Genomic DNA, 12028 nt, shown 5'->3' with positions numbered 1-12028 from the left:
GTGCCCGAGCGGCTCGACCTCAAGTGCGCCGTGCTCGCCCGCGCCGACGCCGTGTGCCGCGCCGGCGCGGTGTTCCTCACGACCACGACCGGCTTGCCGGTGACCGAGATCGCCGCCCGCGGCGGCCGGCTGCCCCGCACGCTCGGGCTGCACCTGCCCGACCTCGGCGCGATCTCCGCGGCCACCGCGGTCGAGCTGGTGAGCACCCCGCTGACCGACGAGGGCGCCCGCGCCACCGTCGAGGACCTCCTGCGGGAGCTGGGAAAGACCCCGGTCCGCGTCGGCAACCACGCCGGGTTCGTCGGTGGCGCGCTCGTGCTGGGCTACCTCAACAGCGCCGCGGCGATGTTCGAGGAAGGCTTCGGCACCCGCGACGGCATCGACGCCGCGATGACCATGGGCTGCGGCGTGCCGCTGGGCCCGCTGGCGCAGCTGGACGCGATCGGCATCGACGTCGTCCACGACTCGCTCGAAGCGCTCTGGGAGCGCACCGGCGACCGGGTCTACGAGCCCGCGCCGATCCTGGCCAAGATGGTCGCGGCCGACACCCTGGGCCGCAAGAACGGCCACGGGTTCTACACCTACGACACCACCGGCCCGGGCCGGGTGGCCGAGCCCCGGACGGCCCTGTCCGCGCCGCCACCCGGGGACGGCGTCGCGCGCCCGGTGCGGCACATCGGCATCGCCGGTTCCGGGCACATGGCCACCGGCATCGCCGAGGTCTGCGCGCGCTCGGGCTACCAGGTGACGCTGGCCGCGCGCTCGCCCGAGAGCGCCGCCCGCGCCCGCGCGGCGGTGGCGAAGTCGCTCTCCCGCGCCGTGCAGCGCGCGAAGCTCACCGACGACGGCTTCGAAGCCGCGATGGCGTCACTGGCGACCGTGTCCGGCCTGGCCGCGCTCGGCCCGTGCGACCTGGTGATCGAAGCCGTCACGGAGGACCTCGAAACCAAACGCGCCGTGTTCGCCGAGCTGGACGCCCTCGTCCGGCCCGGTGCCGTGCTGGCCACCATCACCTCCAGCCTGTCGGTGATGAAGTGCGCCACCGCCACCGGCCGCCCGCACGACGTCGTCGGCATGCACTTCTTCAACCCGGCCCCGCGGATGCAGCTGGTCGAGGTGGTCCGCACGGTCGTCAGCGACCCCGGCGCCGTCGCGACCGTCCACGAGGTCGCCGGCAGCATGGGCAAGCACACCGTCGACTGCACCGACCGCGCCGGGTTCATCGTCAACGCCCTGCTGTTCCCGTTCCTCAACCGCGCCGTCGCCATGCTGCGCGAGCGGTACGTCGACGTGGCCGACGTCGACCGGATCATCGCCGGCGGCTGCCGGTTCCCGCTGGGCCCGTTCCAGCTGCTCGACCTGGTCGGGCTGGACGTGTCCCTGGCCATCCAGGACGCACTGTGGGCGGCCGCGCCGGACTCGGCGGCCGCGCCCGCGCAGTACCTCGGCCAGCTCGTGCGGGCCGGCTACCTGGGCCGCAAGAGCGGGCGCGGGTTCCACTCGCACGACCCCCACGAGAAAGGTGCTCACGCATGAGCCGACCACGACGGCCGATCCTGTTCGTCAGCTCGCCGGACCGCGGGCTCATCAACCCCTTGCTGGTGCTGGCGAAGGAGCTGTCCCGGCGCGGGGTCCCGGACCTGTACTTCGCGACCTCCGACAACCGCCGCGCCGAGGTCGAGGCGATCGGCGCCGACGGCACCGGCACCCGGGTCGGGTTCCGCTCGCTCGGCGCGCCGATCCCGGAGCTGTCCTCGGGTTCCTGGGACGACGAGACCTATCGCGCGGTCACTCAGGAATCCCGGTGGAAGGCGCACAAGGCGTTGCTGCGCCACACCTTCGACACGCGCTTCCGCGACGGGACCTACCGCGCGCTCGCGACCGTCACCGACGAAGTCGAGCCGGCGCTGATGGTCGTCGACTCGCTGCTGCACGCGGGATTCGAGCTGGCGGTCACCCGGGGGATCCCGCACGTGGTGAGCGCGCCGTTCCCGCCGAGCAACGCCATGACCAAGCTGCCGAAGGGTTTCCCGGTCCCGCACTCGGGGCTGCCGCTGGAGATGACGGCCAAGCAGCGCCGCGCCAACACCCTGTTCGGGGTCAAGCGCAAGGCGTTCTACGTCACCGACGCGCTGATGCGCAAGCGGATCGTCGAGTACTCCCAGTCGAACAAGGAGCTCGGCGTCTCCAAGCTCGCGTCGAAGTACTCGTCGCGGATCGACGAGGCCGCGGCCGTTTTCGTCTACTCCCTCGCCGAGCTCGACTACCCGGTCGACATCCCGGAGCACTTCCGCCTGCTGGGCGCGATCCTGCCGCCGCTGCCCGAGGTGCCCGCCGAGCAGGAGGTCCGCGGCTGGCTCGACCGGCACGAGTCGGTGGTCTACCTCGGCTTCGGCACCGTCGCGCGGCTGGACGAGGAGGAAGTCGGGAACGTCGTCGAGGTGGCCCGGCGGCTCGAGGGCAAGCACGCCGTGCTCTGGCGGCTGCCTGCCGAGTCGTGGCACCTGCTGCCCCCGGCCGACACGCTGCCGGCCAACCTGCGGACCGAGAAGTGGCTGCCTTCGCAGCTGGACGTCCTCGCGCACCCCCACGTCCGCGCGCACTTCACGCACGGCGGCGGCAACGGCTTCATCGAGAGCCTGTACTTCGGCAAGCCGCTGCTGCTGCGGCCGCTGTTCGTCGACTGCTACGACCAGGCCGTCCGCGGCCGCGACACCGGCGTCGGCCTGGTGGTCGAGCGGGCGCACGGCATCGACGTCGACGACGTCACCGCCAAGCTCACCGAGGTGCTGGAAAACCCGTCCTTCACCGCCCGCGCCCGGGAAATGGCGCGGCTGCAACGGGAACCGGGCCGCGGCCGCGAAGGCGCCGCCGACCTGCTGCTGTCGCTGGCCGAGGTCGAACCGGCTTCGACCGCGCGCTGACGCGGCAAACGCGAAGGCCGCCTTGGGAAGTTCCCAAGGCGGCCTTCGCGTTTGCCGGGGCTACCAGACCGCGCCCGTCAGCGCCTCGCCCAGGTCCAGCTCGCGGCTGGTCTGGCTGAGGTCGGACTCGACCATCATGTGCATCAGCTCCTCGAACGACACCGTCGGCGCCCAGCCCAGCGTTTCGCGGGCGAGACCGGCGTCCGCGCACAGCGTCTCCACCTCGGCGGGACGCACGAGGGACGGGTCCACCACGACGTGGTCACGCCAGTCGAGGCCGACGGCGGCGAACGCGATCTCGGCCGCGTCGCGGACGGTGTGCATCCGGCCGGTGCCGACCACGAAGTCACGCGCCACGTCCTGCTGGAGCATCAGGTGCATCGCGCGGACGTAGTCGCCGGCGAAGCCCCAGTCGCGCACGGCGTCGAGGTTGCCCAGGCGCAGCTCGTCCTGCAGGCCGAGCTTGATCCGCGCGACGGCGTTGGAGATCTTGCGGGTGACGAACTCGATGCCGCGGCGCGGCGACTCGTGGTTGAACAGGATGCCCGAGACACCGTACATCCCGTAGGACTCGCGGTAGTTGCGCGTGATGTAGTGCCCGTACGTCTTCGCGACGCCGTACGGGCTGCGAGGGTGCAGGATCGTCAGCTCGTTCTGCGGGGTCTCGGCCGCCTTGCCGAACATCTCCGACGACGAGGCCTGGTAGAACCGGATCCGGCCGCCGGGCGAGGAGGTCCGCGACTTGTCGAGGCCGCACACCATCCGGATCGCCTCCAGCACGCGCAGCACGCCCATGCCGTTGACGTCGGTGGTGAGCTCGGCCTGCTGCCAGGACATCGGCACGAACGAGATCGCGCCGAGGTTGTAGACCTCGTCCGGCTGCACGAGATCCACCGCGCCGACGAGGCTCGCCTGGTCCAGCAGATCGCCGTTGACGAAGTTCAGCTCGGCGGCGATCCGGCTGACGCGGGACTTGCGCGGATTGGCCTGGCCGCGGACCAGGCCCCACACCTGGTAACCCAGCGACAGCAGGTACTCGGCCAGGTAGGAGCCGTCCTGGCCCGTGACGCCCGTGATCAATGCTCGTTTCGTCATCGCTCTCCCACGTTCACCGGCCAACCGGCCGTGCTCGCGGCCGCCCGGCACCGCCGCTGATCTGCCCGATCACACACCCGGCAGGCCCTGGAAAACCCTCGACAATCCGGGCCCGCCAGGGCACATCGGCGGCGTCGTGGCGGGCTGCGATGACATGAATGACTCATTCATGTCGCCGGACGACATGAATGAGTCATTCACTACGTCTCGGGTCAGGGTTCCGGCAAAGTCGGTTCGAGCGTTCGTCACGCCCTGCCCGGAGTGGCCAACACGCCGTCCGGAACGGCCAACATGGCGCCTGGAATGGCCAACATGGCACACGATGCGCGTCGGCCAATGCCCCTGTCGGCGTGTTGGCCACTCCGGACGATGTGTTGGCCGTTCTCGTGCTCGCCGTGCCCACCTGGGCGGGGACTTTGCCGGAGCCCTGACGTCTCGGGTCAGGGTTCCGGCACCGTGCCGGGGGCAAACCCGCCGGGTGCGCGGCGGGTACTGGTGTTTTCCCGCCCCCACGCGGGCCATCCTGCAGCTTTCCGGTCGCCGAGGCTTGCGAGGACCCGATGGCATTCCGATATCCCGTCTCCCAGCCCCACCTCACCGGACGGGAGACCGACTACGTCACCGAGGCGGTCGGCACCGGCTGGATCTCCTCCCAGGGCCCGTTCGTGCGGCGGTTCGAGGAGGCGTTCGCCGAGTGGAACGGGAAGGCGCACGGCGTCGCCTGCTCGTCCGGGACGGCGGCGCTCACGCTCGCCCTGCGCGCGCTGGGCATCGGGCCGGGCGACGAGGTGCTGGTTCCCGAGTTCACCATGGTCGCGTCGGCCTGGGCAGTCACCTACACCGGCGCCACGCCCGTGTTCGTGGACTGCCGCGACGACCTGAACATCGACGTCGCGCTGGCGGAGGACAAGATCACGCCGCGCACGAAGGCGATCATGCCGGTTCACGTCTACGGCAGGCGCTGCGCCATGGACGCCGTGCTGGACCTGGCCTACCAGTACAACCTGCGGGTCGTCGAGGACTCCGCGGAGGCGCACGGCGTCCGCCCGGTCGGGGACATCGCGTGCTTTTCCCTCTACGCCAACAAGATCATCACCTCGGGCGAGGGCGGCATCTGCCTGACCGACGACGCCCGGCTGGCCGCCCAGCTGACCCACCTGCGCGGCATGGCGTTCAGCCAGGCCCACGACTTCGTGCACAAGAAGCTGGCCTACAACTTCCGGATGACCAACCTGCAGGCCGGCGTGGCACTGGCCCAGGTGGAGCAGCTCGACGAGATCCTGGAGCTGCGGGCCCGGATCGAAAAGCGCTACGACGAACGGCTCGAAGGGATCAGCGGGATCACGCGCATGCCCGGCCGCGACGTGCTGTGGATGTACGACCTGCTCGCCGACGGCCGCGACGAGCTGCGGGCGCACCTGGCCGCCGCCGGCGTCGAGACGCGCCTGTTCTTCCAGCCGATGAGCCGGCAGCCGATGTACCTGGACCCGTCGTGGCCGGACCTCAACGCGGCCCGCCTGGCCGCCCGCGGCTGCTACCTGCCCACCTACACGGGCCTGCGGGAGGCGGACCAGGACTACATCGCGGCGAGGATCGCCGAATTCTACGGCACCCCCTGACGGAAACGGCTTCGCCGCAGTCCGTCCGAAAAGGACGGGCTGCGGCGTGGGGTCCGGTGAGCCGCCCGGACAGTGACCGGACGGCCCACCGGCGTTCGAGAGGCGGCCCGGCAGACCAGGGGGTCGTCTGCCGAGCCGCCGGCTTCACCCGGCGGACTGCTCCGCGGCGTCGAGGTCGCGCGACAGCAGCTCCGCGATCTCCGCCACCGCGGCTTCCGCGCCTTCGCCCTCCGCCGTGATCAGCACCTCTTCACCGCCGCGGACGCCGAGCGCCATGACGCCCAGGATGCTGGAGGCATCCACCAGCTGGTCCTCGCTGCGGCCGATCTTCACCGGCACCGGCTGCCGGCCCGCCGCCTCGACGAGCAGCTTGACCGGACGCGCGTGCAGCCCGACTGGCGAGCCGATTACCGCCTTTTTACTGGACATCTCCGAATTCCCATCTGGAAGAAAAGCACGGCGGGGCCGCCGGTTCAGCCGGCCGACCTGGCGGAAAACTCCTCCGCGACCTGACGCGCCTTCGGCACGTCGGGAGCGGAAAGCACCTCGTGGGCGAGGATTTCGCACTGCTCGAGGGTGTGGTCCTTCAACGCGGCGCGGACCGCGGGGACCGCGGACACCGACATCGACAGGCTGGTGATGCCCAGCCCCGCGAACACCGGCGCCAGGCCCGGGTCGCTCGCCGCTTCGCCGCAGATGCCCGCGGGCTTGCCGGCTTCCTTCGCCGCCGCGGCGACGTTGGCCACCAGCGCCAGCAGCGCCGGCTGCCACGGGTCCAGCAGCTCCCCCAGCTCGCCGAGCATGCGGTCGGCGGCGTAGGTGTACTGCGAGAGGTCGTTGGTGCCGATGCTGACGAAGTCGACCTCCGCCAGGATGTCCCGCGCCCGGATGGCCGCGGCGGGCACTTCGATCATCACGCCGACCTTGCCGATCCCGTGTTCCCGCGCCAGTTCCCGGAACGCCGCCGCCTCCGCCGGGGTGGCGATCATCGGCGCCATCACCCGCACGTCCGCGTCGTGGTCGGCCGCCGCCAGGCTGATCGCCTCCAGCTGCGCGGTGAGCAGGCCCGGGTTCCGGACGCCCACGCGGTAGCCGCGCACACCCAGCGCCGGGTTCGGCTCGTCCTCGGTGTTGGCGAACGGGATGTACTTGTCGGCACCGGCGTCGAGCGTGCGGATGACGACCTGGCGGCCGGAAAACCCGCGCAGCACTTCGCCGTACGCCGCCCGCTGCTCCTCGACCGTCGGGGCTTCCGTGCGGTCCAGGAACAGGAACTCGGTGCGGAACAGCCCGACCCCTTCGGCGTCGGCCGCGGCGTCGGACGCCGCCCCGCCGGCACTGCCGACGTTGAGCAGCAGCTTGACCGGGTGGCCGTCGGCGGTGGCGCCGGGACCGCTGTGCGCGGCGAGCTTTTCCTTCAGCGAAGCCGCTTCCGCTTCGATCCGGTGGACGTAGTCGTCGTCCGGGTCGACGGCGACCGTGCCGCGCGTGCCGTCGACCGCGATCCGCTGCCCGTCCGCCAGGCCCGCGGCGCCGGCGCAGCCGACCACCGCGGGAATCCCGAGCGCTCGTGCGACGATCGCCGTGTGGCTGGTCGGGCCGCCCTTCTCGGTGACGATGCCGAGCACCTTCGCCGGGTCGAGCAGCACCGTGTCGGCCGGCGCGATGTCCTGGCCCACCAGGACGAACGCGCCGTCCACCGCCGGGATCCCCGGCTGGGCCAGGCCCAGCGCGGCGGCGATGGCCCGGTCGCGGATGTCGATCAGGTCCGCCGCCCGCTCGCCGAGGTAACCGCCGATGGCCTCCAGCGCGGCCACGTGCTTGCCGAACGCGTCGCGGATGGCCCACGCGGCGGGGCGGCCGCCCGCCACCCCGTCGGCGATACCGGTCCGCAGCGACGGGTCCTGCGCCATCATGATCTGGGTGTCCATGATGGACTTCGACTCGCCCGACACCGAAGCCGCGCGCTTCTCCAGGTCCGCCACCGCCGCGTCGAGCGCTTCGGCCGCCGCCGCCAGCTCCGCTTCGGGAGCCGCCGGGGCGTCCCAGTGCTCCGGCAGCACCGGGGGCGGCGTCAGCCGCACCACCGGGCCGGCGGCCGCACCCGGGCTCGCCGGGTTGCCGCGCAGTTCGTCAACCACCGTTGGTCGCCTCCTCAGGTCCGCACGCACCGCTTACGCGGAAACGGTGCCCGGCTCGATCGTCACCTTGATCGCTTCGCCACTGCTGACGATGTCGATCGCCTTCAGCACGTCCGACAGCGGCAGGTGGTGGGTGATCAGGTCGTCGACCGGGACCTTGCCCGAGGAGATCAGCTCGAGCGCCTGGCGGTTGTGGTCCGGGCTGGACCCGTTGGCGCCGTAGATGGTCAGCTCCCGGTAGTGCACCAGGTTCGAGTCGCACGCGATGATCGGGTTGTCCTTCGGCAGGCCGCCGAAGAAGCTGATCCGGCCGCGGCGCGCGGTCATCTTCAGCGCGTCCTCCTGCGCCTTGCCCGCCGCGGCGGCCGTGATGACCACGTCGGCGCCGTCGCCACCGGTGAGCTCGAGGACCTTCTCGACGACGTCGACCTCGCTGCCGCAGATCGCGGCGTCCGGCTTGACGAGGTCGGCGGCCAGGTCCAGCCGGTTGCGGTTGAGCTCGACCAGGTAGACCGCGGCCGCGCCCTTGGCACGGGCCAGCCGCACGTGCAGGCAGCCGATCGGGCCGGCGCCGACGACCACGACGACGTCGCCCTCGCCGACCTGCGCGAAGTTCTGTCCATTCAGGACACACGCGAGCGGCTCGGCGACCGAGGCCTCGGCGTAGCTGACGCCCTCGGGGATCCGGTTGACGCCGTCGACCTTGAGGACCTGCTTCGGCACGATCATGTACTCGGCGAACCCGCCGTCGAAGTGGTAGCCCATCGACAGCTGGTTCGGGCAGACCTGCTGCAGCCCCTTGCGGCACTGCTTGCACTCGCCGCACGGGATCGCGGCGATGACCTGCACGCGGTCGCCCGCCGCCCAGCCCGCCGTGTTCGCGCCGGTTTCCACGACCTCGCCGGCGATCTCGTGGCCGATCACGCGCGGCGGGTCGATGTGGTGGTGCCCGTGCCGGAAGATCTTCAGGTCGGTACCGCAGGTCGACGTGTTGTGCACGCGGATCTTGATCTCGTCCGGGCCGGCCTTCGGCTCGTCCGCGTCTTCGACCCGCAGGTCACCGGGCGCGTAGAAACGTGCCACCTTCATCGGGAAAACTCCTCGTCCACTTCGTTCAACAGTCGCAGGATCGTTTCGGCGTCCGGTGCCTCGCGCAGCTGCTTGACCTGTTCGGAGTCCATCAGGATCCGGGCCAGCGAGGACAGGATCCCGACCTGCTCCGAACCCTTGGCCGCGATGCCGACGCAGAGCCGGACGTCGTTGCCGTCCCAGTCGACCCCGGCGGGGAACTGGAGGATCGCCAGCGCGGTGCGCTTGACGAACTTGCGGGATTCGTCGGTGCCGTGCGGGATCGCGACGCCCTCGCCGAGGTAGGTCGACACCGACTTCTCGCGTACGTGCATCGCGTCGAGGTACCCCGGCTCCACCGCCCCCAGTTCGAGGAGCTTGTTCCCGACCTGGGTGATCGCGTCCGCCTGGTCGGGGGCGGTGCAGCCGATGAGCACGGACTCGGGCCCGAGGATGGCGGCGTCAGTCGGCAAGGGAACCGCCGTCCCGGATCGCCTGCTCGACGCGGTCGAAGACCGGGTCGCCGAGGAAGCTCTGGAAGCCCAGGATCACCGCGCCGGTACCGGCCTTGCGCGCCCGGTTGACCAAAGTGGACTGGCACAGCACGACCTGCGCGTCCGCCGGGATCTCGTTGACCGGGGTGTGCTCGACCTTGACCGAGTACGGCTTCAGCCGCTTGGCCAGCTGGGAGGCGACCATCACGCTGCTGCCCATGCCGGCGTCGCAGGCGATGATGACCTTCTTGACTTCCTTGCCTTCGATGCTGCTCATCCTCGTGGTTCCTTCCTTCGATCGACGGTGATCGTCACGCCACCGAGCCACCGGCGGCGATCGCCGCGGCGCGTTCTTCCTTGCGGGCGTCCCGCCCGAACTTCAGCAGCACCGCCGCGACGATGAACGACACGGCCGCCGCGATCACGACACCGGCGACCACGCCCAGGTAGCCACCCTTCGGCGTCACGGCCAGCACCGCGATGATGCTGCCCGGCGACGGCGTGGCGGTCAGGCCGGCGTTGAAGATGCTGAACGTCGCGACACCGGCCGCGCCACCGGCGATCGCGGCCAGGATCAGCCGCGGGGTCGCCAGGATGTACGGGAAGTAGATCTCGTGGATGCCGCCGAGGAACTGGATGACGATCGCGCCCGGGGCGGTGGCCCGCGCGCTGCGGGCGCCGAAGAAGGTCAGCGCCAGCAGGATGCCGAGGCCGGGGCCGGGGTTCGGCTCGATCAGGAACTCGATCGCCTTGCCGTCCTTCAGCGCGTCCGCCACGCCCAGCGGGCTCAGCACACCGTGGTTGATCGCGTTGTTGAGGAAGAGGACCTTGGCCGGCTCGACGATGATCGAGACCAGGGGCAGCAGGTGCGCGTCGATCAGGCCCTGCACGCCGCTGCCGAGCGCCTTGGTGATGCCCTGCACGACCGGGCCGATGCCCAGCATGCCGAGCACCGCCATCGCGCCGCCGATGATGCCGGCGCTGAAGTTGTCGACCAGCATCTTGAAGCCCGGCGCGGTCTTGCTGCCGACCTTCTCGTCCCACAGCTTGATCAGGAAGCCGCCCAGCGGGCCCACGATCATCGCGCCGAGGAACATCGGGATCGACGCGCCGACCGCGATGCCGACCGTCGCGACCGCGCCGACGACCGCGCCGCGCTGGCCGTGGACCATCCGGCCACCGGTGTAACCGATCAGCACCGGCAGCAGGAAGTTGATCATCGGGTCGACGAGCTCGGCGATGTGCGCGTTGGGCGCCCAGCCGCTCGGGATGAACAGGGCGGTGATCAGGCCCCAGGCGATGAACGCGCCGATGTTCGGCATGACCATGCCGGCGAGGTGCCCGCCGAACCGCTGGATACCGACCCGCGCGCGTTCCGCCCTCGACGGAGTGGCTTCCTCTTCGCGCTCCGCAGTGGTAGTCATCGTTGGCTTCCTTTTCTGGGAAAGGGGTTGGGGAGGGATCGCCATCCGGGGATGGCGGTGAGCGGTCCGGTCCGGCGCGCTACTCGCGCACCTTCTCGTCCCACTCCGGACGCGGGTCCACCCGCACTCGACGCGCCCCCACGTCTTCGGGACCCGGCATCGTGCTCCCGGGCAGCGACACTGCTGCCGCTCCCCAGGCGACGGCTGTGGCCAGCGCTTGCGGGCCACTCCCCCCTGCCGCCAGGAAACCGGCGAGCATCGCGTCGCCGGCACCGACCGAGCTGCGCGGTTCGGCCGATGCGTTGGCGCACCAGACTCCCGCTTCCTCCACCAGCACGGCACCTTTGCTGCCGAGGCTGGCGAGAACCGTGCCCGCGCCGAGCGCGCGGAGTTCCTGTGCGGCGTCGACGACGTCCCGCACGGTGTCCAGCTGCCTGCCGACCGCTTCCTCGAGCTCGTCGAGGTTCGGCTTGACCAGCGCCGGACCGGCCTTGACCGACGTCCGGAACGCCGGGCCGCTGGTGTCCACGACGACCTTGGCGCCGGTGGTGGCCAGGCGCGCGATCAGGTCGGCGTAGAAGTCTTCGCCGGCACCGGGTGGCAGGCTTCCCGCCGCCACCACCCATTCCGCGTCGGCCACGTGGGACATCAGGGTGTCGCACAGGGTTTCCAGTTCCGCACCGGAAAGGTGCGGCCCGCTCTCGTTCACCTTCGTGACGGTCGCGTCCGGTTCGACCACGCTGATGTTGCTGCGCACGGGTTCCGCGGTCGGCACCCGGACCACGTCGATGTTGTAGTCGCGCAGCAGGCTGATCAGGTGGTCGCCGTCGGCGCCGCCGGCCGGGACGACCGCCCGGGCCTTGAGTCCGTTGCGCACGAGCGCGCGTGCGACGTTGATGCCCTTGCCTCCCGGCTGGACACGCGCACCCGTAGCCCGGTGCAGCTCGCCCCGGATGAGCCGGTCGACCTCGATCGTCCGGTCCACGCTCGGGTTCGCCGTGAGGGTCACGAACACTTCAGCACACCTCCGCCGGGGTCCTCGTTGATTTGGTTGATATTGCCTGTGTTCATCTGCGTTTGCAAGACCCAACTTCACCGGAAGTTCAACCGTTATCTTCGGAAGCACTAGATCTCTACGCTGTGGCCAGGAAGAACGTCGACCACACCGCGTGGCAGCAAACCAACACAAAGCCATATCGCCGACCCCGCCGTCGAACACGACAAGGCGGGCCGGGTCGCCCTCCGATTCTCCGAAGGTCACCC

The 12028-nt window shown here is 70.8% G+C and carries 11 protein-coding genes; 3 read left to right on the top strand and 8 right to left on the bottom strand.

Annotated features, from left to right (window positions below):
• Together G3I65_RS25760 and G3I65_RS25755 are read left to right on the top strand one after the other, a co-directional pair.
• Positions 1–1536, top strand: a 1536-nt coding sequence (locus G3I65_RS25760; RefSeq protein WP_160698397.1) for a 3-hydroxyacyl-CoA dehydrogenase family protein, incomplete at its 5' end; no start/stop codon positions are given.
• On the top strand, positions 1533–2924 hold the full coding sequence (locus G3I65_RS25755) for a glycosyltransferase (protein ID WP_160698396.1): 1392 nt from the start codon (positions 1533–1535) through the stop codon (positions 2922–2924). The genes G3I65_RS25760 and G3I65_RS25755, both read left to right, overlap by 4 nt.
• 60 nt (positions 2925–2984) lie before the next feature.
• On the opposite strand, the gene G3I65_RS25750 is transcribed toward G3I65_RS25755, so the two are convergent.
• Complete coding sequence (locus G3I65_RS25750) at positions 2985–4019, bottom strand: GDP-mannose 4,6-dehydratase (protein ID WP_160698395.1); 1035 nt, start codon at positions 4017–4019, stop codon at positions 2985–2987.
• A 560-nt stretch (positions 4020–4579) separates the two neighbouring features.
• On the opposite strand from G3I65_RS25750, the gene G3I65_RS25745 reads away from it, so the two are divergent.
• Positions 4580–5638, top strand: coding sequence for a DegT/DnrJ/EryC1/StrS aminotransferase family protein (locus G3I65_RS25745; RefSeq protein ID WP_160698394.1), 1059 nt, complete (start codon positions 4580–4582; stop codon positions 5636–5638).
• Positions 5639–5782: 144 nt separating this feature from the next.
• On the opposite strand, the gene G3I65_RS25740 is transcribed toward G3I65_RS25745, so the two are convergent.
• The 7 genes from G3I65_RS25740 to pfkB form a co-directional block, all read right to left on the bottom strand.
• A complete protein-coding gene (locus G3I65_RS25740; RefSeq protein ID WP_160698393.1) occupies positions 5783–6067 on the bottom strand; it encodes an HPr family phosphocarrier protein in 285 nt (94 codons plus the stop codon).
• A gap of 44 nt (positions 6068–6111) precedes the next feature.
• A complete protein-coding gene (gene ptsP, locus G3I65_RS25735) occupies positions 6112–7779 on the bottom strand; it encodes a phosphoenolpyruvate--protein phosphotransferase (protein WP_160698392.1) in 1668 nt (555 codons plus the stop codon).
• Between the two features lie 33 nt (positions 7780–7812).
• Complete coding sequence (locus G3I65_RS25730) at positions 7813–8868, bottom strand: zinc-dependent dehydrogenase (protein ID WP_160698391.1); 1056 nt, start codon at positions 8866–8868, stop codon at positions 7813–7815.
• Positions 8865–9320, bottom strand: coding sequence for a PTS sugar transporter subunit IIA (locus G3I65_RS25725; protein ID WP_160698390.1), 456 nt, complete (start codon positions 9318–9320; stop codon positions 8865–8867). Before G3I65_RS25725 ends, G3I65_RS25730 begins: the two co-directional genes overlap by 4 nt.
• On the bottom strand, positions 9310–9618 hold the full coding sequence (locus G3I65_RS25720; RefSeq protein WP_125310453.1) for a PTS lactose transporter subunit IIB: 309 nt from the start codon (positions 9616–9618) through the stop codon (positions 9310–9312). Before G3I65_RS25720 ends, G3I65_RS25725 begins: the two co-directional genes overlap by 11 nt.
• A 34-nt stretch (positions 9619–9652) precedes the next feature.
• Complete coding sequence (gene mtlA / locus G3I65_RS25715) at positions 9653–10765, bottom strand: PTS mannitol transporter subunit IICB (RefSeq protein ID WP_160698389.1); 1113 nt, start codon at positions 10763–10765, stop codon at positions 9653–9655.
• A gap of 79 nt (positions 10766–10844) precedes the next feature.
• Positions 10845–11780, bottom strand: coding sequence for a 1-phosphofructokinase (gene pfkB / locus G3I65_RS25710; protein ID WP_086856994.1), 936 nt, complete (start codon positions 11778–11780; stop codon positions 10845–10847).
• Positions 11781–12028: the final 248 nt, after the last annotated feature.

This window comes from Amycolatopsis sp. SID8362 (genome assembly GCF_010550475.1).
Taxonomy (GTDB): Bacteria; Actinomycetota; Actinomycetes; order Mycobacteriales; family Pseudonocardiaceae; genus Amycolatopsis; species Amycolatopsis eburnea.
The sequence above is the reverse complement of the archived record's forward strand: the minus strand, read 5'-3'. Positions and strand labels throughout refer to the sequence as shown.